The organism is Flavobacterium sp. GW821-FHT12A05 (genome assembly GCF_058807735.1).
This window is the reverse complement of record NZ_JBXAQY010000005.1, coordinates 374,494-396,298: the sequence shown is the minus strand read 5'-3', so window position 1 is coordinate 396,298 and position 21,805 is coordinate 374,494. Positions and strand designations below refer to the sequence as shown.

The window sequence follows — 21,805 nt, the reverse complement described above, 5'->3', positions numbered from 1 at the left end:
GATGAGGGAAAAGGCATTCCTGCATAATGTAAAATTATTCTGCTTATTAATTTTATTATTATTCATTCCTGTTACGGTTCTTTCGCAAAAGAAAAAGAAAAAAGAAACAGAGACTGAAGTTGTAAAAGATTCTACTGACTCTAAAAAAGGAAAAAAATATAGTGACCTTATAAAAAAAGGAACACTTAAAAAAGGACTATTCAATATCATTCAGGTTAAAACCGATGTGTATTTCGAAATTCAGGATAGTTTATTTAAAAGAGAATTTCTGGTTGTAAACAAATTATCTCAAGTTCCTTTTCATATTAACGACGCCGGATTAAACAAAGGAATGAATTACGAAAATAAAATCATTACCTTTTATAAAGATACGATTGCAAAGAAAGTCTGGGTAAAATCATACGTACCTAAAGTTTCTTCTCCTAAAGAAGATGCCATCACAGCATCTGTAATTGATAATTTCGCTGAATCTATAATTGAAGTTTTTGATATTGAAACTAAAAACAACGATTCTAGCGCTGTTGTAATTAAAGTAAACAAGATTTTTGACGGAAAGCAAAAAAGCTTCAATGATGTTTTAAGCAACATTGGTCTTAGCAGCTCTGTAAAATCTGACTTATCATATATAGAAGGATTAAAATCTTTCCCAAAAAACATTGTTGTAAAATCACAGCTTACAACTACATTCAGCGATGGCGTAGCATCATTACCGATTACGCTTGGTGTGACAAGTAATATTATTTTATTGGATAAAACTCCAATGAAACCTCGTTTTTCTGATAACCGTATTGGGTACTTCACTGAAAAGCATTGGTATTTTGCCGATGCACAGCAGGCAATGCTTGAAAAAGAATTGATCACTCGCTGGCGTTTAGAACCTAAGAAAGAAGATGAAGAACGATATTTGAAAGGTGAATTAGTAGAGCCTAAAAAACCAATCGTTTATTACATCGATCCTTCGACTCCAAAACAATGGAGAAAGTATATTATCGACGGAGTTCACGATTGGCAGGTTGCTTTTGAAAAAGCAGGATTTAAAAATGCAATTATTGCAAAAGAGCCTACTGAAAAAGATTTAGATTTTGATATTGATGATGTACGTTATTCTGTAATTACGTATGCAGCATCTCAAAAATCAAATGCAATGGGGCCATCTGTGGTTGACCCAAGAAGCGGTGAAATTATCGAAGCCGATATTATCTGGTGGCACAATGTTATGACTTCGCTTCAAAGCTGGATGCGTATTCAAACCGGACCAATTGATCCAAAAGCAAGAGGAAATGTTTTTAGTGATGAACACATGGGCGAAGCAATTCGTTTTGTATCGTCGCATGAAGTTGGACATACTTTTGGTTTAAAACACAACATGGGATCTTCTTTTGCTTATGATGTTGAGTCTTTAAGATCTAAAGAATTCACAACAAAAATGGGAGGCACTGCACCATCGATCATGGATTATGCTCGTTACAATTATGTAGCACAGCCAGAAGACAACGTAACTGTAATTACTCCAAAAATTGGAGAATATGATAAATATGCTATTGAATGGGGTTATAGATGGTATTCGCCTAATGAAAACGAAACTGTAAAACTGAACGCCTTAATTACTAAACATCAAAATGACCCCATTTATTTTTACGGAGAACAACAAGGAACTGTAATTGATCCTCGCTCACAATCTGAAGATTTAGGAAATGATGCTGTTAAAGCAAGTGAGTATGGTTTAAAAAACCTAAAACGTGTAGTCGACAATATCCTGGACTGGACTTATGATAAAGATCAGTCTTATTATGAAACTGGCAAGCTTTATATTGGAACTATCGGACAATGGAATATGTACAACCACCATGTTATAAACAACATTGGAGGCGTATATCTAAATGTAACAGTTCACGGAGACAGCAAACAAAGTTATATTCCGGTACCTGCAGCAATGCAGAAAAAGGCGGCTGATTATTTAGTTAAAAATGTAATTACGATTCCACAATGGTTATTTTTTAATGACATTTTAGAAAAAACAAATCCATTAAAAGACTCGCCTGTTGGACCTTTCGAATATACTCCGTATACACTTTCAAGAGAATTGCAATACGATGTTATGTATAATTTATTAAGTGATGATCGTTTGCTTAGAATGACAGAAAATGAATTATATCAAAGAAACAAAACCAAAGAGGTCGTTTTTACCGTAAATGATTTGTTCAAAAAACTACATCAGAACGTATTTGCAGGAACCATTCAAAATAAATCTTTGACTATTCTTGAAAGAATGACGCAGAAAAATTATGTTGATGTTTTGATTGTTTCTACAAATAAATTGTTTGAAAAAACAGATGCTAAAAAAACTATCGAGGTACAAGAAACATTACAAATGCCTCATTTATGCAGTTATTTAGATGATAGTAATATGATAAGAAATATCAATCAATCAGCATTAAAAAGAGTTACAGAAATAACCTCTGATAAAAAAGGAGAACTGAACAAAGTACTTCAATTATTAAAATTGAAGAGAAACACTGGAGATCAATCGACCCAAAACCATTACTTCGATTTAATACAACGAATCGAAAAAGCCCTGAATAATACAACCTTTTAATACACAAACCAAAACATGAAAAAAATTCTACATGCCCTACTGCTCTTCCTGGCCATCGCAGGATACGCGCAGGAAAACCGAACTATTACGGGGATCATTCTAGATGAAGCAGACCAGTCGCCAATTCCTGGTGCGTCTATCTTCGTTGAAAATAATTCCATCTCAAACAAAACTGCTTTGGCAGGAATTATTCAAAGTGAAGGAATTGGAACTACTACAGATTTTGATGGTAAATTTACTTTGAAAATTGGAAAAAATATCACTTCATTGAGAGTTACTTTCATGGGTTACAAATCGTATACTCTTGATTTATCTGCTCAAAAAAACTATACAATTAACTTAAAATCTGAAACGGCAAAACTTCAGGAGGTTGTAGTAACAGGTTACCAAAAAATTGAGAAAAGAAAACTTACTGCTGCCGTTACCAAAATTGATATGGCTGCAATCCAGCAGACTGGGGTTTCGAGCATTGACCAATTATTGGTAGGACAAATTGCGGGAGTTGCCGTAAGTACTCCATCTGGAGCACCTGGAGCACCAGCAAAAATCAGAATTAGGGGTACAGCTTCTCTTAACGGTGCACAAGATCCTTTATGGGTACTTGATGGATTACCATTAGAAGGAAACGATATTCCAAAAACTTTTGATAAAGATAACATCGACGTATTAAACAATTACTCTATTGCAGGTTTAAACCCAGATGATATTAAAGACATTACGATTTTAAAAGATGCTGCTGCAACTGCTATTTATGGTGCGCGTGCTGCAAATGGTGTAATCGTAGTTACAACTAAAAAAGGTAGAGCTGGTAAAATGGTGGTAAGCTTTAACACAAATACCTTTATTACTCAAAGACCAGAGTTTTCTAAATTAAACTTGATGAACTCAAGCGAAAAAGTTGATTTAGAACTTAACATGGCAAGTCGTGCCGATTTAACATACAGAGATTCTGGCGGAGACATTGCTCGTATCTTAAACGGATCTAATGAATTAAACGCATTCAGAGCAGGAGGATTTTCTTCTTTACGTCCTGAAACACAACAATCAATCAATTCTTTAAGAAACAACAACACCAACTGGGGTAACTTATTATACCAAACTGCAATCAACACGCAGCACGGTTTAAGTTTATCTGGCGGAGGAGAAAAATCTGACTACTATTTCTCTTTAGGATACTACGATGAAAAAGGTACAACTATTGGTACTGGTTTCAAACGTTACAACGTAACTTTAAAAAACAACTACGAAATTACAGATAAATTTAAAGTAGGTGTTGGTATTTTTGGTTCTGAAAACAAAACTACATCTTACTTGACAGATTCTTACGCATTTACAAGTCCATCTACATACTCTAGAAACGTAAACCCATATTTAACTCCATACAATGAAGATGGAAGCTATAAATATGATCAGGATATTACTGGATATTCAGAGCGTAAAGTACCATTTAATTTCTTAGAAGAAAGAGAAAACACTTCTTACGAATTAAAAACAAGAGCTATAAAAGCTTTATTAGATGCAGAATACAGATTTAATAAAGACTTAAGAGTAACCTCTCAATTAGGTTTACAGTTAGACAACACAGCTAGTGAAAAATACGCTGGTAAAGACACTTATTATACTAGAAACTTAAGAGAAAAAACAAGTTATTTTAGTGGTGGAAAACAACAATACTTCCTTCCAGTTGGCGGTGTAATTCAAAATTCAAACACAGACTTTTTTCAGTACAACTTAAAAACAATGGTGAATTACTCTAAAACATTAGGAGAAAAACACGAAATTGAAGCAATGGTTGGTAATGAATTAAGAAAAAATTACTCTACAACTATTTCAACGAAAGGATTTGGTTTTGATGCAAATAATTTAACAACGCAGCAAATTGTATTCCCTAATACTAGTTTTGCTAAAGAATCAGATTATATTACATACATCAAAGCAAAAAATCAAAATGCGTTTGCTTCATTCTTTGCAACAGCTTCTTATACATACAACAGAAAGTATAGTGTATTTGGAAGTGTTAGATACGACGGTTCAGATTTATTTGGTGTAGATCCAAAATACAAATACTTACCACTTTGGTCAACATCTGCTTCATGGGCAGTATCTGAAGAAGATTTCTTAAAAGACAGCAGAGTAATCTCTAACTTAAGACTTCGTGCTTCTTACGGTTTACAAGGTAATATCGACAAAAACACCTCTCCTTATGTAGTAGGTGCAAATGGTAACGCTATTATCCTTCCAGGACAAACAGAACCTGTTATTTCTGTTACCAGCCCTCCAAACGATAAATTACGTTGGGAAAAAACAACCAATACAAACATTGGTGCTGACTTAGGATTATTTAATAACCGTATCAGCATTGTTACAGATTTATACGGAAGAAAAAGTACAGACTTAATTGGTTTAAGATCACTTCCGTTAGAAAATGGTTTTGAGTTTACAAACATGAACTGGGCACAAGTAACAAACAAAGGTTACGAGATTACTTTGTCTACAAAAAACATCGACCGTCCTAACTTTAAATGGAACACAAGCATTAACTTCTCTCACAACAAAAGTAACGTAGATCGTATCGAAGTACGTGATACTGATTTCTTACCAAGCAGAGAAGGAAGACCAGTAAATTCTGTATTTGGATTTAAAACAAACGGAATCGACGAAAACGGTTACCCTTTATTTGTAAACAAAAAAGGAGAAACAGTAAACGCTCAAACTTTCTTTGGTTTATATGATGCTTGGGCAGATTTCTTACCAGGTGAATTTGCTGATACAAAATTAACGCCTGCTGAATTTAGAGACTTATTTGTTTATTTAGGAGACAGAGACCCTAAGTTTACAGGAGGTTTAACCAATACATTTAAAGTAAGTAATTTTGACCTTACAATTGCAGCTTCTTTTAACATCAAACAAACAGTTACAAGAACTCCTCCTTACAACGGAACACAAGTTGACAGAGGACAAAATTATAGCAGAGATATCTTAGATGCGTGGTCTCCAACGAACACTTCATCTAACTTACCTGGAATTACAAGCCAGACATCTGGTACAGGAGATTCTTGGATGGCATACCAATATTTTGCTACTAGAAACGCAATCCCTACAATGAACTATTTAGATACATGGGCAAGCGAAATGAGCTACATGAGATTAAGCAGTATGCGTTTAGGTTATACATTCCCTAAAGCATTTACAGATCATATCAACATTCAAAGTATTAGATTAAATGTTGAAGCAAGAAACTTATTCGTAATCAGTTCAGATTATAAAGGTTACTTTGATCCGGAAACTTTTGGAAACATTTATGCACAACCAGTTCCTAAATCATTCACTTTAGGATGTAATGTAACTTTCTAATAAAATTAAAGATGAAAAAATTCTCAAAATACATATTACTTTTTGTTGCTGCAATTGCTGTAACAAGCTGCGATGACTATCTGGACGTTACACCGGTTGGACGTGTAATTCCGCAGACATTAGATCAATACCGTGCAGTTTTAACAAGAGGATACGATGCTTATCCTGAGCATAAATCGTTAACTGCAGTTCGTACAGACGAATTAATTCTGGATGAATTTGGAGGCGAAATCAATCTCTATAAAGACATTTATACTTGGAAAGATGCAAATCCGGATCGTGCTACAGTATCTTTTCACTATCGTGATTTGTACAGTGTGATTTTTTACACGAATGTAATTATCAATGATGCCTCTAAGAAGCTTTCTGATTCTCCAGAAAAGAATCAATTAGTTGGAGAAGCTTATGCTTTAAGAGCAATGGCTTACTTTGATCTAATTAACCTTTTTGGAAAACCTTATAACGCTGCAACTGCTGCTTCAGATAAAGGAGTTCCATTAGCTCTAGAAATTGACTTAGAGCAGGTTTATGTACCGCAAAGTGTTGAAGTAATTTACAATCAAGTTATTTCTGATACAGAAAAAGCGGGACAATTAATCAACAAAAATGTTCAAACTAAAGGTATTAATTATCGTTTTTCTAAAGTTGCATTATATACTTTCGAAAGCCGTGTATATTTGTACCAGCAGCAATGGCAAAAATCTTTAGATGCTGCTAATAAAGCACTTGCAATTAACAGTACACTAATTGATCTAAAAGCGACTCCTGTTTTGGCAACAAAATACGATTCAAAAGAATCTATTTTAGCACTTGAAGATGGATATACTGTTGGTCTTCAGAATATTTCTTATGCTTCAGCAGATTTAACTGGCGCCTATAACAAAACGACAGATTTACGTTACCCTCTTTACTTTATAGCAAGCGGAAGCCGTACAAGAATATTAAAAGGTGGTAATGATGAGCAAAAATCTTCTTTAAGAACTTCTGAATTGTATTTAACAAAAGCAGAAACTTCATTAAAATTGAATAATATTAGCGATGCAAAAGCAACTGTTTTAAGCTTTATCAAAAACAGATATACTGCTGCAGGTTATACACAACTTGAAAGCGATATCACAGCAATGGATGCTGCAGCTTTAACAAATTTCATTTTATCAGAAAGACAACGTGAGTTTGCTGTTGAAGGACAGCGTTGGTTTGATTTGAGAAGAACAACTCAAAAACAAATTGCTCACACTTTCAATGGGGAAAACTTTACTTTGATACAAAACGATCCGCGATATACCATTATTTACCCGGCAGAAGCGAGATTAAACAATCCCAATCTATAATACCTATTAAATCCTGAAAAAGGTCCAGTTGCAAAACTGGGCCTTTTTTGTTTTATTTCAACACATAGAAACATAGTTCCGTTACGCTAGAAAAGGCATTTCATTTGTTTAAATACACATAGCTATGTGTTAGAAACTAGTTTTTTTTTCTAATTCTTTTTGAAAGAAATAATAAAACTATGTTTCTATGTGTTTAATTTTGTCTCCTCACAATTCAACAAATCATTTTTAATTATAACAAAACTGCAAACTCCTATAAAAACTTGTTGTATAAAATCCAGAGACAATTATATTTGCAAAATCATTTAAGAGCTTCTTACTTAAAAATGAAACTTTTTAACTTTATCTGAAAAGAAAATGAGAATTGCCATTGTTGAAGACGAGTATCTAGCATCGAGTTATCTAAAATCAATTTTAGAGCAGCAGGACATTTTGCAGATAGCAGAAATTACAGTTTTAAAATCTGTAAAAGAAGCCGTCGTTTTCTTTAGCCAGAACAATGTCGACTTAGCTTTTATGGACATTCATCTTGGCGATGGAAAAAGCCTTGAGATATTCGAAAAAGCCACGATCTCCTGCCCTGTTATATTCGTTACCGCTTATGACTCTTATGCCATATCGGTTTTCAAACATTTTACAATCGATTATCTTTTAAAACCATTTGAAGAACAGGAATTGTTAGAAGCCTTATCCAAATTCAAAAAAATAAAAGACAGTTTCAATGCCGATGCTACTTTGCAATCTTTAGTTGCACTCGAAAATCCCGAAACAAGCAAAATACAGCGTCATTTTCTGGTGAACCACGGATATAAACTAATTTCAGTAAACGAGTCTGAAATCACTTATTTTGCCGCTTCTGGAAAGCATTTATTTATCTATGTAAAATCTGGAAACAGTTATTTATACAACAACACACTTACAGACATTATAAACAGCCTCGATCCGTTTATCTTTTTTAAAGTAAATAGAAAATATATCGTAACCAGAAACATTATAAAAGAAGTCGTAAAACATTCAAATCAAAAAATTGAATTAATACTTACCGTTCCCGCAGTCGAAAATGAACCCATTATGATCAGTAAAAAAGAAATAAATAATTTCAAAAACTGGCTCGATCAATAAATTGATCCTAATTTATTCTTAAAATTTTCACTTTTGCCCAAAATCAAAAACTGCATTATTCACAATTTGTGATTTAAAATCTGCCTAAAAACTATTAAAAGCATTTTAAAAAGTTAAAATAGCGTTATAAGAATCATAAAATTGATAGTTCAGAACCAGCACGATAGCATTCTTCATTTCGGAATTCTTTATCTTTGAGAGACAAATTTAAATGAAAAAGAAAAATGCCACATAATAGATTTTATCCTAACGAAGTATTCAAAGAAATAGAAATAAACGCCTCATTACAACTTAAATATGCCATTTCAAACAGAGGAAGATTAATCAGTTTTACCGACGATATTGAAAACGGCCGAATCTTAAAAGGCGGATTAAGCGATGGATATCCAACTTTCAGATTTAAAGTCAAAAAAGACGAAAAAATCATCAATAAATATTTATTTCTCTACAAATTAGTTGCCCAATATTTTATTCCAAAAGAATCCGAAGAACAAACCTATGTTTTACATCTTGACTACAATCGAAGCAATGATGATATAAGCAATTTACGCTGGGCAACAAAACAAGAAATGATGGCGCACAGCCGTAAAAGTCCGCGTGTAATTCAGGCCAAAAAGAACCTGATTGAACACAACCTAAAAGCCGATGGACGAAAATTAACTACTACAAAAGTCATGTTAATCAAAAAGATATTAGCAAGACCGGAACAAAAAACACGTCTCAAAATGATCGCCAAACAATTCGGCGTAAGCGAAATGCAGATACGCAGAATTGCAAGCGGAGAAAACTGGGGACACGTAAAAGTTTAATATTTAATTATTAATTGTAAATGGTGAATTGTTAATGGCTGTAAAATGCTTAATTAACAATTCACCATTTATAATTTACAATTATTCTTCAAAATGACTTATCACTCATTACTAATCACTTTTCACTAAATCACAAAAATCACTTCATAATTCACAATTTACAATTCACAATTCCTTAAGTTTCTGTGAAAAGATCAAAATCGGTACGGGTAAAAATAAAATTTCGAGCGTTTTTTAAAATAAATCCTTAAATTCGCAAGCACAAATAACAAAAGAGAAAATCGGCAGGAGAGTTTCGGAAATATTAACCTCCTTTTCGATTGTAAATACTAAAAACCAAAAAAATGAAATACGACGTTATTGTTTTAGGAAGTGGTCCTGGCGGATATGTAACTGCGATTAGAGCATCACAATTGGGCTTTAAAGTAGCTGTAGTTGAAAAAGAAAATCTTGGTGGTGTATGTTTAAACTGGGGATGTATCCCAACAAAAGCATTACTAAAATCAGCTCAGGTTTTTGATTATTTAAAACACGCTTCTGACTACGGATTAAAAGTTTCTGAATTCGATAAAGATTTCCCTGCTGTTGTTCAAAGAAGCCGTGGTGTTGCTGAAGGAATGAGTAAAGGAGTTCAATTCTTGATGAAAAAAAACAAAATTGACGTTATCGAAGGTTTTGGAAAATTAAAACCAGGAAAAAAACTTGACGTTACAGATAAAGACAATAAAGTTACTGAATACAGTGCTGATCACATTATCATCGCAACTGGTGCTCGTTCTCGTGAGTTACCAAACTTACCTCAAGATGGTGTAAAAGTAATTGGATATCGTCAGGCAATGACATTACCAACGCAGCCAAAATCTATGATCATTGTAGGTTCTGGAGCAATTGGAGTTGAGTTTGCTCACTTCTACAACTCAATGGGAACAGATGTTACTATTGTAGAATTTATGCCAAACGTAGTTCCTGTAGAAGACGAAGACATCTCAAAACAATTTGAGCGTTCTTTGAAAAAATCAGGAATTAAAGTAATGACTAACTCATCTGTTGAGCGTATCGACACAACTGGTGCAGGAGTTAAAGCTTTTGTTAAAACGGCAAAAGGAGAAGAAGTTCTAGAAGCTGACATCGTACTTTCGGCAGTTGGAATCAAAACAAACATTGAAAACATCGGATTAGAAGAAGTTGGAATCGCTGTTGACAGAGATAAAATCTTAGTAAACGCTTACAACGCAACTAACATTCCAGGATACTACGCAATTGGAGACGTTACTCCTGGTCAGGCTTTAGCTCACGTAGCTTCTGCCGAAGGAATCAACTGTGTGGAGAAAATTAAAGGTTTACACGTAGACCCAATCGATTACGGAAACGTTCCTGGTTGTACTTACGCAACTCCGGAAATCGCTTCTGTAGGTTTAACAGAAAAACAAGCAAAAGAAAAAGGTTACGAATTAAAAATTGGTAAATTCCCATTCTCAGCTTCTGGAAAAGCAAAAGCTGCTGGAAATGCTGACGGATTCGTAAAAGTAATCTTCGATGCTAAATACGGAGAATGGTTAGGATGCCACATGATTGGTGCTGGTGTTACAGATATGATTGCTGAAGCAGTTGTAGCTCGTAAACTAGAAACTACAGGTCATGAAATCCTTAAATCGATCCACCCTCACCCAACAATGAGCGAGGCTGTTATGGAAGCTGTAGCTGATGCTTACGGCGAAGTAATTCACTTGTAATACTATACCGTTTTACGGTTATATATAATTCTCAATTAATTAAATCCGATTTGTTTTACAAATCGGATTTTTTTTATGCATCATATTTTGTCATTTCGAGAAACGAGGAATCATCCAAACACAAATTCAAAACCACAATACAAACCTAAAAATTCAACAAACAAAAATTTGTTAAAAACTTCACATTAAAAAATATTGCAGTCGTCCTATAATTCTTATTTTTATTCTTTATAAATAAGAATTTATGGCATTACCTTTTATAGAAATAATCGAAGCAGCAACAAGTAATCCAAATTTACTTATGTGGAAATTTTATGATGAAGATAAAGAAATAAAAAACGGAGCAAAACTAACCGTTCGCGAAAGCCAGCAGGTAATGCTTTTAAACGAAGGCCAGCTTGCAGATGTTTTCTCTCCCGGGCTTTATACCTTATCTACAGAAAACATTCCGGTTTTAAGCAGACTAAAAGGATGGAAATACGGTTTCGAAAGTCCGTTTAAAGTCGATGTTTACTTTTTCAATACACACCAATTTATCAATAATAAATGGGGAACTCCCGCTCCTATTCTGCTTAATGATCCGCAATTTGGTCAAATCAGAGTGCGCGCTTTTGGAAGTTTCGATATTAAAATTGTGGATGTCGCCAAATTCTTCCGTCAATATGCCGGAACTTACGAACAGCTTACGATTTTTGAATTACAAAATCAGTTAAGAGATTTTGTGGCGCCAAAATTTGGAGAAGTTCTTGCCAATGAAAACATCACCATTACAGATGTTGCCGGAAACATAACCCAATTAGGCCAGAAAATAGAACCTTACCTTAAACCCTACTTTCTTCAATTAGGAGTCGAATTAACCCAATTTGTCATTACAAGCGTAACACTTCCGGAAGAAGTTACGGCACATTATGATAAAATCACCAATATGAATATGGTAACCGATATGGATAAATTTACCAAATTCAATACCGCAGCTGCTATTGGCGATAAAGGAACAGCACTTCATGATGCAACCCAAAATGCATTGAGTATGGGAATCCTTCTCAATCAATTACAACAAAATAAAGAAACGCCAAAGCAAGAAACTACAGACGATTTAACTTCTAAACTTCAAAAACTAAAATCGCTGTTTGATGCCGGTTTAATTGACGAAGACGAATTTAAGATCAAGAAAACCGAATTATTAAGCCAATTGTAATGGAAGAGAAAAAAGTCAATTCGTTTTTAGACAAACTCAAAGCAAATGCAAAAAAACAATCCAACTATGGCGGCGAAACCGAAATTAACGACGCGCAGCTAAATGCCAGAGACTGTCCAAACTGCGGTGCCGGAAGAGCCAAACAAGACGGTGTAACACATTGCGCCTATTGCGGATTTGAGTTCATATCTGTAAAACTTACAGACGGAGTTTACATTAAAAAAGAAGATAATTCAATTTAAATATAAAAGATAGTGTTCGGATTATTTAATAAACAAAAAAACGAAGAAGCCGCTCCGGAATGGTATTCGGAACTTCAGGAATCGCAGGAAAGATGGTTTAGTTTTTTAGAAAAACTAGAAGCCAAAATGGAAGAATTTGCCACAGCAGCCATTCCGGAACTTAAAGAAATTCTGCAAACCGATGACGATTTATACAAAAGAACTTTCCATAAAGTCTATTCGGGAGTAAATGGCCAATTATCCAATATCAGAGAAAAAGCCAGAAACACCTACGACGAAAAAATAATAAACGTTTATTACGATTACAATTCGCAGATTTCGGTTTTAAGCAAACACCACAATCTGGTTTCTGATTTCAGAAACAATTGTTCTGAGCGTTATAACGATTTTGAGAACAAATACGAGTATTGGAGAAACCAAATCGAAAAAACTCAGGAACGCGATCTCGAAATCGAATATCAAAAAATAGTAGACGAATACGAAGCCATTAAAAATAAATTCAACTGTACACAATGCGGCGGGAATATCGAAATCGAGAAAATCTTTTTAATCGAAACCTATATTGAATGTCCATATTGTAAAACACAAAACACATTTGCGCCAAGCACACAGGCCAGAAATCTACAGCATATTGCAAGAGGTTTGGCCGAACAAAGAACTGCGCATTTGTACGAAGCTTTTGAAACCGAAAACAACAAAGAACGCGAATTGTATCACCAGCGTCATGAATTGAGTTTGAGTAAAATTCACGAATCAGACAAAAAAGTGCTGCATGAAATTCAAACAAAAATGGACGAACTCGAACAACAACGACAATTTGTTATAAAAAATGCTCCCAAATTGTATCACGTATATCTGCGTGCCATGTACGACGAATGGAACTCCATTACGCCAGATTTAAAAGAACACAACGAAAAAATGTATCAAAATCAATTGCAAAACAAATAATTTATTAATCCACTTAAAAACAGGACCATGTTTAAAAAACTTTTTGGAGCTCTAACTGGAGACAAACAAGAAAACCAAAACTACGAACAAACTCAAACTTCAAATAACAATTATGAAAATGAGTACGAAAATGAGTATCAGGAAGTAGAGTACGATCCGGAAACTTTACACGGAACACATTATACAGTTGAAGATTTTGATGCCGAAGTTGCCGAAAGAGCCGAAGCATGGATTGCAGACGAACGTGCAGGCGGAGAAAATCTGGAAGAAAAAGACATTCAGAACATCTATTTTAATTACAGAAGAACAGTTTATACAGAATGGAACAACTGCGATTCAGATCAAATGATTCGTTTTGAGCACGCCAATTCTTTAAAATACAGCGGAATTCAAACTTCAGGATTTGTAAAAGTAGACGATAACAATCCATTTCTTGAGCCTGTTCATGGTGTAGATTTAAGAACTTACACTGCAATGTGCCTTAAAATTAGTGCCGGAGTCGATTATCTTGAAGTTTGCAAAGCAATGGGATTCGAACCTATAATCTGGGAAGAATTAAATACAATCTGGCCGCAGCGTATGGGCGAAGATACTTCATTTACGGTTACGACTTTGTTCGGACAATATTATGCTGAAAACGTAACAGTACCACAATTAGAAAATCTGAAAGCTGAAATTTCAGAAGAAGGAGCAGCTAATCTTGAAAAAATCAGAACAGATCGTTATTTCTACGAAGAATTAGCTGGTGCAAGACAAGCCGCTTACGAATATGGAATTGACGGTGCACAATGGATTTTGGATAACTTCGGAATTAATCTTGCCGATTTTCAATCTGTTGCAATGCAATGGATGACAGAGCAAAACCAAAACTGGAATGCAGCAGATATAACAGAATTCCATGATTATCAACAAGAAAAACAAAAAGAATATGCGACAAAATTTGCAGCAGAACAAGGCGGTAATATTGCCGACGATGTAAATTTCTAAACCTGCTTTTTCTTTAATTATAAAAAGGCCGATTTGTGAAAACAAATCGGTTTTTTATTCGTTTAAAACTCACATAAAATAATACATAATGGAAAACACACCCACATTCTTTGCCGACGGAGAAAGTCCAAAAATGATCGAAGCATACAAAAAAGCACAAGAAACATTTAAATATTTCTGGAGAGAATTATCGTGGGAATACCGCCGTATAGTTCCAGGACTGGATGTTGCCTGCGTAAAACTGGCTTTTACACAAGATATAGACGGAGAAACCATAGTCGAACACATGTGGATTAACGATATCAATTTTGATGGCGATACAATCTACGGAATCCTCGTAAATCAACCCAATGACTTAACCAATGTCAATAATGGCGACGAAGTACAAATACCCGTAAATCAAATAAGCGACTGGTTATTTGCCGTTCAGGGAAAAACTTACGGAGCTTTTACCATACACGCCATGCGCTCAGAAATGGAGGAAGACGAAAGACAAGACCACGACGATGCCTGGGGCTTAGAGTTTGGAGATTACAATGACATTTGGGTTGTTTCAGATCAAAAAGAAAAACCGGAAAATCTTGTAGAACATCCAATGAGTAAAAACATGAGAGAGAGCCTTATTGATTTTGTGAAAAATAATCCCGAAGAACTTACTGCAACTGATGAATTAGGCTATACTTTTTTACATCGCGAAACAATTGCCGGAAACAAAACCTCGGTTGAAGTTTTACTCGAATCAGGCGTAGATACTAAAGCTCAAACCGCAAATGGCAAGACCGCACTTGATTTTGCCAAACAATTAAACTGGGAACATTTAATTCCTTTATTGCAATAAAAAACCTCTAAAATCCGATTTGTAAAAGCAAATCGGATTCTTTTTTATTTTACTAAAATAAAATTTGATTTATAGTAACAATTTAGAGACTGACTTTTAATAATAAAGCACTAATTTTGCGGCACCCAAAACATATCTGCCATGAAAAAATTATTGTTCATTTTAACAATTTCACTTTTTTTACCTTCTGCCCTTTTTGCACAAATTAACCCGGAAGGAGTAAAAACATTTGCAAAATCATACGATTATGTAAATGATTTTGAAAAAATCCTTACTTCAGCTCAGCTAAAGGGTTTAAATGATTTTTTAAAAGCCGGAGAAGCCAAAACAAAAAGCAAAGTCCTGATCATTATAACGCCTACAATAGCACCTTATACGGATTTAACAGACTATTCAGCAGATTTAGATAAATATTTAGTTTCTCAATTAAAAATAGACACTTCTATTTTAATCATTCTAAGCAAGCAATTAAGACAAATTCAGGTTCAGGGAGTCGATAAGCTGCGTTTTAAAATGAGCGATCAGCAAATGAAAGATATCGTATCCACCTATATGCTTCCGGAATTGAAAAAAGGCGATTATTACAAAGCTCTGGAAGTAGGAACAACAGAGCTCATGAAAAAGCTGGAATAACAATAATAGAGAATCCGATTTGTTTATGCAAATCGGATTTTTTTTATGTTTTTTTAAACTTCAAATAACAAATAATTTTAATTTTCTGTCCTAAAAACAATATCTTGTCCAAGTATTAATCCCAAAATTAAAAGTGATGAATTTAGAAGATTATAAAAAAGAATTCACCGAAGATGATGCCGTTGGATGGCTTGAAATTGATAAAGAATTTGAACGCCTTTATCCTAATCAGGAACCCAAACATTACGCGCCCGCAATATCGTATATGTTAGGAGGCGAAAGTCCGCTTGACGGCATAAGCATTTACGAAAGTAAAAATCAGGAAGATCACTTTCATTTTATAACCTACGGCTTTTCTGAATTGTATTATAACGAAGAAAAAGTAAACGGCGATTTCAGCAAATGGGGATTTGAACTTACCTTTAGACTAAAACCTTTTGAAGCCGATAACGGAAACCCAAGCTGGGCTGTAGCACTTTTACAAAACATTGCTAAATATGTATTTGACAGCGGTAATTGGTTTGAAGAATTTCACTATATGCCTGCCAACGGCCCAATAAGACTTGATACCGAAACAGCTATTGTCGCTTTACTTTTTGTAAACGATCCCGAAATAGAAAAGAAACAAACTCCTCACGGCGAAGTTTCATTCCTGCAGATTGTTGGAATAACAGAAACAGAATACGAACAGTTAAAAGAAAAACCGGAAACAGTCGAAGAATTAGTAAATAAACTAAAAGAAAACAATCCGTTGTTAATTACGGATTTAAATCGTTCGTTGTAATTTTTTTCACAAATTACACCCCGCGAATTACTACTAAAAATGCTCCGGAGGAGCAAAATATTTATAGATAAGAATTACGAAAAAGATTTAAAGCTCCAGCGGAGCGAAATAGCTGTCGGTTTTAAAATATACAGCCCCGCTGGGGCTTTATACAAGAGAGGTCAAATTATGCTATAGCTATTTTGCTCCTCCGGAGCATCTTTATGAGCGATATAAATTTTGCTCTGTTAAAAAATATTTCAAAGGCATTTATTTTAATAACTTTATGCGTAAATAATAAGGTTATGAAAGAAATATGCATTGTTGAGTTTACTTCTAATTTAGGTCTAAAAGAACCCCAGCCAGGCAAAGAACCAGGCGTAAATCGATTACCAGATTGGTTGTGGAAACACAATTTGCATAAAACTGTAAAAGCCAAAAATATCATACGACTAGATCCGCCCAGATATTCCAGCATAAAAGATCCCGAAACCAATATTCTAAACGCAGATTCGCTAGTTACTTATGCCAGAGAACAGGCTTATTTAATAAACAATTTACTAAGTGCCAATAAATTTCCTTTTATACTAGGCGGCGATTGCAGTATTCTTTTAGGAACTGCAATGGCTTTAAAGCAAAAAGGCAATTACGGTTTATTTTACCTCGACGGCCATACAGATTTTATGAATATTTCTCTATCTGAAACCGGCGGTGTTGGCGGTATGATCGCCTCCATCGTAACCGGAAACGGACCAGAAAAACTAACCAATATTCTCAATCTATCTCCATACATAAAAGAAGAAAACCTTTGGTGCGCAGGCAATCGCGAATACGACGACGAATACGAAAATGAAATCAAAAAATCTGCAGCAACATATTTAAGTCTTCAGGATTTACGAAAACAAGGCATAAAAAATACAGTACAAGCCTTTCTTCTGGAAGTCGAAAATAAAAAGCTCGACGGTTTCTGGCTTCATATTGATGTTGATGTTTTAAACGACTCGATAATGCCCTGCGTAGACAGTAGAACTCCGGATGGTTTAACCTATGATGAGTTTAATGAGCTTACCTCTTATTTGTTTCAAAGCCCAAAACTAAGCGGACTCGAAATAACGATTCTCGATCCGGATTTAGACGAAACCGCGCAATACACAAAAGATTTTGTTGCCAATATCACTTCGACTTTTAATGAAAATTTCAATAATTAAATTTCAAAAAGCATAAACATCAAATAATCAATATTTTAATATTATTTTTACTACTGACAAACCGTTGTCATCCTCCCATTTTACTTTTACTTAAAAATAAGATTTATGGAAACGAAAGACGGAAAATTAGCAGTATATGCGCCAACCAGAGCCGACTGGCGCAAATGGTTAACAGAAAATAGTACAAACGAGAAATCGGTTTGGCTGATTTTATTTCACAAAAAAAGTAAAACCGAAAGCGTTAAACTAATCGAAGCAACAGAAGAAGCCCTTTGTTTTGGCTGGATCGACAGTTTGTGCAAAAAACGCGATGCCGAGAGTTATTATCTCACCTTCTCGCATCGTAATCCTAAAACCAGCAAATGGAGCAAACCCAACATAGAAAGAGCCGAACGCATGATTGAAGAAGGCTTAATGACTGAACACGGCCAGAAATTAATAGACATTGCAAAAGAAAAAGGAAAATGGGTTAAAGACTAATATGGGCGTTCCCTTCGGTCGGGCTGTCCGCTATATTCCCGATTAACAAAAACTACGGCTAAAAAGCCTTGTTTTTCTAAATCGGGAGATGCCGCTTCCATCCCTAACGCAAACTGTTTTCAGAATTACTTTTGTCGTACCTCAGCTTTAATTTGTATTTTAGTTTAACCAAAACCACAATCTAAACCTTTAGCGTTCTCAATGAAAATAGTAGAAGCCAGAAATAAAGACTACGATGCCTTAAAAGAACTATTCTTAAAAGAAAGACAAAGAACTTTTTTATGGCTTGACACTTCAGAATTTCAATTAGACGATTTCGAAAAAAGTACCCGCGGAGAATATATCTTAACAGCTCTTATAGACGACATTCCCGTAGGTTTTATTTCAATCTGGATGCCTACCCGTTTCATTCATCATCTTTATATAGATAAAAAACATCAAGGCAAAAAAGTTGGAACAGCCTTAATAAAAGCCGCAATTGCTGCAACTCAATTACCATTAACCTTAAAATGTCTCGAGAACAATTTAGTAGCCATTGAATTCTACAAACACAAAGGTTTTGTCGAAAAAGAAAAAGGACAATCCAGTAACGGAGCTTTTATATTATTTGAGTTATCTCAAGACATAAGTTAACCAACACAAAACCTAAAAACCATGAATCAGGAAATCCAGGCATACAACGATTCTCAAAGCGTTGAAGACAAAAAAATATGTGATATTTTAAGTTCTCAAATTAACGATTTCCTGCACGAAGCCGAAAGTAAAATCTGGCATCGGCATCCGGTTTGGTTTTTAGACGGAAATCCCGTTGCCGGATACAGTAAATTAAAAGATTCTGTCAGGCTGTTATTCTGGAGCGGACAATCTTTTGATGAAACAGGACTTCAAAACGAAGGAAGTTTTAAAGCCGCAGAAGCCCGTTACACAAATGTTGATCAAATTAATCTTGATGATTTAAAACGTTGGCTCGACAAAGCCAGAAACATTCAATGGGATTATAAAAACATCGTAAAACGAAAAGGCGTTTTAATTCGGCTGAAATAAAATACATTCCAAATCTCACATTTCTCAGGTACTTATAAATTAAAAAAGGACTCTCATAGCCCCGATGGAAGCGGTATCTCCCGATTTAGAAAAACAAGGCTTTTTAGCCGTAGTTTTTGTTAATCGGGAATATAGCGGACAGCGGGACAACTGGCTATTATAAAACCTTATTTTTCCTGCTCCTGATTAAATAAAGGTAAATTTTAATTAATAAAAAATAAATATTTATCGATAAACAATAAATTTATATATCTTTGTGGCATACTTATTTTAAATCAAAAATATTATGTCAACAAAATCAGCTTACATTTTAAAGCTCCTGAACGTCGTGTCATGGATTGCTTTTATTGGACTTTGCATTAAAGCAGGTTCGCTTTTGGCCTCATACGGAGTTAGCATGTTTATTAGTGAAGTTGGAGCAAAAAATCTGCCTTTAGGTTTAGATTTGTCAGCATTAAAAGCTTACGACCAAATCGATTACTCGATTATGGTTTTCTGCATCACTGCAATTACCATTTTTGAAGCTCTAATATTTTATGCGGTAATTCAGATTTTCCTAAAAATTAATTTTGTTAGTCCGTTTCATGAAACCATTGGAAAACTGATTCAAAAAATGAGTGGTTTTTCGCTAATTGTGGGTATTTTGAGTAACGTAACAGTTTCGTATTCGGGAAAATTTACTGCCATGGGAATCCAGCTGCCACATTTAATGGAACATATTGGTCTTGGAGATGCCTTTCTATTTTTTGCCGGTATTTTATATTTCATCTCACAGCTTTTTGCAAAAGGAATTGAACTGCAAAACGAAAGCGAATTAACCATATAAATTATGCCAATTATAGTAAATCTAGACGTTATGATGGCAAAACGAAAAATGTCATTAAATGAACTTTCGGAAAAAGTCGACCTGACGCTTTCGAATCTTTCGATATTAAAAACAGGCAAAGCAAAAGCCGTTCGGTTTAGTACGCTCGAAGCAATTTGCAAAGTTTTAGAATGCCAGCCGGGAGATATTTTAGAATTTATCCCCGAATAATTCAATTGATTTTATTTCTATTTCATATCAAAGAGAACTTTAAGTTCTCTTTATTTTTATTTTACAAATTGAAAAAGCCATTGAAAGAATTAAAAGCTATTTTAGTTAAGCATAAAAAACCAATTTTGTTAAAAGTTTAATGAAGCACTAAAAATAATGTCAAATTAAAGTAAGTCGCTTTTATGATCCCCTGATTTTCCTTATATTGCAAAGACCAAAAACTACAATGATGGCAAAAAATATAGAAAATCTTATTCCGCATAGAGCCCCATTTCTTTTTGTTGACGAAGTTTTATCCTATACCAAAGAAGAAATAATTGGCATTAAAACATTTACAGAAAAAGATTATTGGCTTAAAGGCAGTTTTCCTGAACTTGATTTTATTCCCGGAACCATATTAATAGAAGCTATGGCACAATGCGGTGGCGCAGGCGTAAAACTTTTAGGCGTAACCGATGGAATTTTTGGTTTAGTAAGCATCGAAAATGCCGAATTCTACCACGAAGCCAAATTTGACGATCAGGTAAAATTTGTAGTCGAAAACATTCGCTTAAGCGAAAAAATAATAAAACAACAAGGTACCGCTTACATTGACGACAAAGTAGTTTTAAAAGCAAGCTGGATGTGTATTAAACTATCTAACTAAAGTTTAAATTTGAAAATTCCAAATTCCAAAATCTAAATTCTAAAGTCTAAACTCTAAAATCTAAAGTCTAAAGTCTAAAATTAATCTTTGTCCGAAATCCCCCTCTAAATTGTCTTATCCAAACCTAACTTATTGATTTTTAAAGAATAAATTTGATATTCAACTTTTAAAAATCACAAAATGAGTGCAACAGATTTTACTACCGCAATTATAGTCGATAAATCTCCAAAAGAAGTTTTTGATGCCGTTACCAATGTCCGCGGCTGGTGGTCAGAAGAAATAGAAGGAAATACAGCTCAATTAAACGATGAATTTAACTATCATTATGAAGATGTTCATCGCTGTAAAATTAAATTGATTGAAGTTATTCCGAATCAGAAAATTGTCTGGCTGGTCGAAGAAAACTATTTTAAATTTACTCAGGACAAAACCGAATGGACAGGAACAAAACCAACTTTTGAAATCACCGAAAAAGAAGGAAAAACAGAACTTCGTTTTACACACTTTGGCCTAACTTCAGAATACGAATGTTTTGAAATATGCCAGGGCGCCTGGACCAACTACATTCAGAACAGTTTAAAAAAGCTGATTACAACCGGAAAAGGCGAACCCAACGCAACCGGAAAACCCCAAACTGAAAACGAAAAAAAGTTATCTCAAAGCTAAAATTTTGCCCGCCGATTTTACAGATTAAACAGGTTTTCACTGCTTATTTTTTTGCCACAGATTAAATGATTAAAAAAATCTAAGTCAATCTTATAATCTGTGGCAAAAACTCAGCACCTTAGCACCTCAGTAACTTAGAACCTTTTTTCAGCTACAACAATAGTAGATTTG

Annotated in this window: 21 protein-coding genes; all 21 read left to right on the top strand. The window is 34.5% G+C overall.

Features of this window, described 5'->3' with window-relative positions:
- The first annotated feature begins 1 nt into the window (after nt 1).
- The 21 genes from AC1RRQ_RS14025 to AC1RRQ_RS13925 all read left to right on the top strand — a co-directional run bounded on the left by AC1RRQ_RS14025 (nt 2) and on the right by AC1RRQ_RS13925 (nt 21,634).
- Nucleotides 2-2,596 (top strand): zinc-dependent metalloprotease, encoded by a 2,595-nt coding sequence (locus AC1RRQ_RS14025; RefSeq protein ID WP_493023659.1) that lies wholly within the window; start codon nt 2-4, stop codon nt 2,594-2,596.
- Between the two features lie 15 nt (nt 2,597-2,611).
- Nucleotides 2,612-5,950: a SusC/RagA family TonB-linked outer membrane protein gene (locus AC1RRQ_RS14020; RefSeq protein WP_493023658.1), complete on the top strand. Its 3,339-nt coding sequence runs from the start codon at nt 2,612-2,614 to the stop codon at nt 5,948-5,950.
- Between the two features lie 11 nt (nt 5,951-5,961).
- On the top strand, nt 5,962-7,281 hold the full coding sequence (locus tag AC1RRQ_RS14015; protein WP_493023657.1) for a RagB/SusD family nutrient uptake outer membrane protein: 1,320 nt from the start codon (nt 5,962-5,964) through the stop codon (nt 7,279-7,281).
- Nucleotides 7,282-7,638: 357 nt separating this feature from the next.
- Complete coding sequence (locus tag AC1RRQ_RS14010) at nt 7,639-8,403, top strand: LytR/AlgR family response regulator transcription factor (protein ID WP_493023656.1); 765 nt, start codon at nt 7,639-7,641, stop codon at nt 8,401-8,403.
- Between the two features lie 224 nt (nt 8,404-8,627).
- Complete coding sequence (locus AC1RRQ_RS14005; protein WP_493023655.1) at nt 8,628-9,212, top strand: NUMOD4 domain-containing protein; 585 nt, start codon at nt 8,628-8,630, stop codon at nt 9,210-9,212.
- A gap of 344 nt (nt 9,213-9,556) precedes the next feature.
- Nucleotides 9,557-10,945, top strand: coding sequence for a dihydrolipoyl dehydrogenase (gene lpdA / locus AC1RRQ_RS14000; RefSeq protein ID WP_219071086.1), 1,389 nt, complete (start codon nt 9,557-9,559; stop codon nt 10,943-10,945).
- Nucleotides 10,946-11,189: 244 nt separating this feature from the next.
- Complete coding sequence (locus AC1RRQ_RS13995; RefSeq protein ID WP_493023654.1) at nt 11,190-12,143, top strand: SPFH domain-containing protein; 954 nt, start codon at nt 11,190-11,192, stop codon at nt 12,141-12,143.
- Nucleotides 12,143-12,385, top strand: coding sequence for a hypothetical protein (locus AC1RRQ_RS13990; protein WP_493023653.1), 243 nt, complete (start codon nt 12,143-12,145; stop codon nt 12,383-12,385). The genes AC1RRQ_RS13995 and AC1RRQ_RS13990 overlap by 1 nt, the downstream gene beginning before the upstream one ends.
- A gap of 12 nt (nt 12,386-12,397) precedes the next feature.
- Nucleotides 12,398-13,333 (top strand): hypothetical protein, encoded by a 936-nt coding sequence (locus AC1RRQ_RS13985; RefSeq protein ID WP_493023652.1) that lies wholly within the window; start codon nt 12,398-12,400, stop codon nt 13,331-13,333.
- Nucleotides 13,334-13,360: 27 nt separating this feature from the next.
- Complete coding sequence (locus AC1RRQ_RS13980) at nt 13,361-14,320, top strand: DUF6620 family protein (protein ID WP_493023651.1); 960 nt, start codon at nt 13,361-13,363, stop codon at nt 14,318-14,320.
- An 88-nt stretch (nt 14,321-14,408) separates the two neighbouring features.
- Entirely contained in the window at nt 14,409-15,158 is a 750-nt protein-coding gene (locus AC1RRQ_RS13975) for a YegJ family protein (RefSeq protein WP_493023650.1), read from the top strand.
- Between the two features lie 141 nt (nt 15,159-15,299).
- Nucleotides 15,300-15,791: a TPM domain-containing protein gene (locus tag AC1RRQ_RS13970; RefSeq protein ID WP_493023649.1), complete on the top strand. Its 492-nt coding sequence runs from the start codon at nt 15,300-15,302 to the stop codon at nt 15,789-15,791.
- Between the two features lie 136 nt (nt 15,792-15,927).
- Nucleotides 15,928-16,575, top strand: a complete 648-nt coding sequence (locus tag AC1RRQ_RS13965) for a suppressor of fused domain protein (protein ID WP_493023648.1) — start codon at nt 15,928-15,930, stop codon at nt 16,573-16,575.
- 284 nt (nt 16,576-16,859) lie between these two features.
- A complete protein-coding gene (locus AC1RRQ_RS13960) occupies nt 16,860-17,762 on the top strand; it encodes an arginase family protein (protein ID WP_493023647.1) in 903 nt (300 codons plus the stop codon).
- Between the two features lie 105 nt (nt 17,763-17,867).
- Nucleotides 17,868-18,242 carry a YdeI/OmpD-associated family protein gene (locus AC1RRQ_RS13955; RefSeq protein WP_493023646.1) on the top strand — a complete coding sequence of 125 codons (375 nt, stop codon included), beginning with the start codon at nt 17,868-17,870 and terminating at the stop codon, nt 18,240-18,242.
- 201 nt (nt 18,243-18,443) lie between these two features.
- A complete protein-coding gene (locus AC1RRQ_RS13950; protein WP_493023645.1) occupies nt 18,444-18,875 on the top strand; it encodes a GNAT family N-acetyltransferase in 432 nt (143 codons plus the stop codon).
- A gap of 21 nt (nt 18,876-18,896) precedes the next feature.
- Nucleotides 18,897-19,286: a DUF1801 domain-containing protein gene (locus tag AC1RRQ_RS13945; RefSeq protein ID WP_493023644.1), complete on the top strand. Its 390-nt coding sequence runs from the start codon at nt 18,897-18,899 to the stop codon at nt 19,284-19,286.
- Nucleotides 19,287-19,572: 286 nt separating this feature from the next.
- Nucleotides 19,573-20,112, top strand: coding sequence for a hypothetical protein (locus AC1RRQ_RS13940; RefSeq protein WP_493023643.1), 540 nt, complete (start codon nt 19,573-19,575; stop codon nt 20,110-20,112).
- A 3-nt stretch (nt 20,113-20,115) separates the two neighbouring features.
- Nucleotides 20,116-20,322: a helix-turn-helix domain-containing protein gene (locus AC1RRQ_RS13935; RefSeq protein WP_173971866.1), complete on the top strand. Its 207-nt coding sequence runs from the start codon at nt 20,116-20,118 to the stop codon at nt 20,320-20,322.
- A gap of 229 nt (nt 20,323-20,551) precedes the next feature.
- Complete coding sequence (locus tag AC1RRQ_RS13930) at nt 20,552-20,968, top strand: 3-hydroxyacyl-ACP dehydratase FabZ family protein (RefSeq protein ID WP_493023642.1); 417 nt, start codon at nt 20,552-20,554, stop codon at nt 20,966-20,968.
- A 180-nt stretch (nt 20,969-21,148) separates the two neighbouring features.
- The gene (locus tag AC1RRQ_RS13925) at nt 21,149-21,634 is read left to right on the top strand and encodes an SRPBCC family protein (RefSeq protein ID WP_493023641.1); all 486 of its coding nucleotides are present in this window, start codon (nt 21,149-21,151) and stop codon (nt 21,632-21,634) included.
- The last annotated feature ends 171 nt before the right edge of the window (nt 21,635-21,805 follow it).

Excerpts from the sequence above, each read along its gene's own strand:
- AC1RRQ_RS14025 (WP_493023659.1), top strand. The coding sequence starts at position 2 with ATGAGGGAAAAGGCATTCCTGCATAATGTAAAATTATTCTGCTTATTA.
- AC1RRQ_RS14020 (WP_493023658.1), top strand. The coding sequence starts at position 2,612 with ATGAAAAAAATTCTACATGCCCTACTGCTCTTCCTGGCCATCGCAGGA.
- AC1RRQ_RS14015 (WP_493023657.1), top strand. The coding sequence starts at position 5,962 with ATGAAAAAATTCTCAAAATACATATTACTTTTTGTTGCTGCAATTGCT.
- AC1RRQ_RS14010 (WP_493023656.1), top strand. The coding sequence starts at position 7,639 with ATGAGAATTGCCATTGTTGAAGACGAGTATCTAGCATCGAGTTATCTA.
- AC1RRQ_RS14005 (WP_493023655.1), top strand. The coding sequence starts at position 8,628 with ATGCCACATAATAGATTTTATCCTAACGAAGTATTCAAAGAAATAGAA.
- lpdA (WP_219071086.1), top strand. The coding sequence starts at position 9,557 with ATGAAATACGACGTTATTGTTTTAGGAAGTGGTCCTGGCGGATATGTA.
- AC1RRQ_RS13995 (WP_493023654.1), top strand. The coding sequence starts at position 11,190 with ATGGCATTACCTTTTATAGAAATAATCGAAGCAGCAACAAGTAATCCA.
- AC1RRQ_RS13990 (WP_493023653.1), top strand. The coding sequence starts at position 12,143 with ATGGAAGAGAAAAAAGTCAATTCGTTTTTAGACAAACTCAAAGCAAAT.
- AC1RRQ_RS13980 (WP_493023651.1), top strand. The coding sequence starts at position 13,361 with ATGTTTAAAAAACTTTTTGGAGCTCTAACTGGAGACAAACAAGAAAAC.
- AC1RRQ_RS13975 (WP_493023650.1), top strand. The coding sequence starts at position 14,409 with ATGGAAAACACACCCACATTCTTTGCCGACGGAGAAAGTCCAAAAATG.
- AC1RRQ_RS13970 (WP_493023649.1), top strand. The coding sequence starts at position 15,300 with ATGAAAAAATTATTGTTCATTTTAACAATTTCACTTTTTTTACCTTCT.
- AC1RRQ_RS13965 (WP_493023648.1), top strand. The coding sequence starts at position 15,928 with ATGAATTTAGAAGATTATAAAAAAGAATTCACCGAAGATGATGCCGTT.
- AC1RRQ_RS13960 (WP_493023647.1), top strand. The coding sequence starts at position 16,860 with ATGAAAGAAATATGCATTGTTGAGTTTACTTCTAATTTAGGTCTAAAA.
- AC1RRQ_RS13955 (WP_493023646.1), top strand. The coding sequence starts at position 17,868 with ATGGAAACGAAAGACGGAAAATTAGCAGTATATGCGCCAACCAGAGCC.
- AC1RRQ_RS13950 (WP_493023645.1), top strand. The coding sequence starts at position 18,444 with ATGAAAATAGTAGAAGCCAGAAATAAAGACTACGATGCCTTAAAAGAA.
- AC1RRQ_RS13945 (WP_493023644.1), top strand. The coding sequence starts at position 18,897 with ATGAATCAGGAAATCCAGGCATACAACGATTCTCAAAGCGTTGAAGAC.
- AC1RRQ_RS13940 (WP_493023643.1), top strand. The coding sequence starts at position 19,573 with ATGTCAACAAAATCAGCTTACATTTTAAAGCTCCTGAACGTCGTGTCA.
- AC1RRQ_RS13935 (WP_173971866.1), top strand. The coding sequence starts at position 20,116 with ATGCCAATTATAGTAAATCTAGACGTTATGATGGCAAAACGAAAAATG.
- AC1RRQ_RS13930 (WP_493023642.1), top strand. The coding sequence starts at position 20,552 with ATGGCAAAAAATATAGAAAATCTTATTCCGCATAGAGCCCCATTTCTT.
- AC1RRQ_RS13925 (WP_493023641.1), top strand. The coding sequence starts at position 21,149 with ATGAGTGCAACAGATTTTACTACCGCAATTATAGTCGATAAATCTCCA.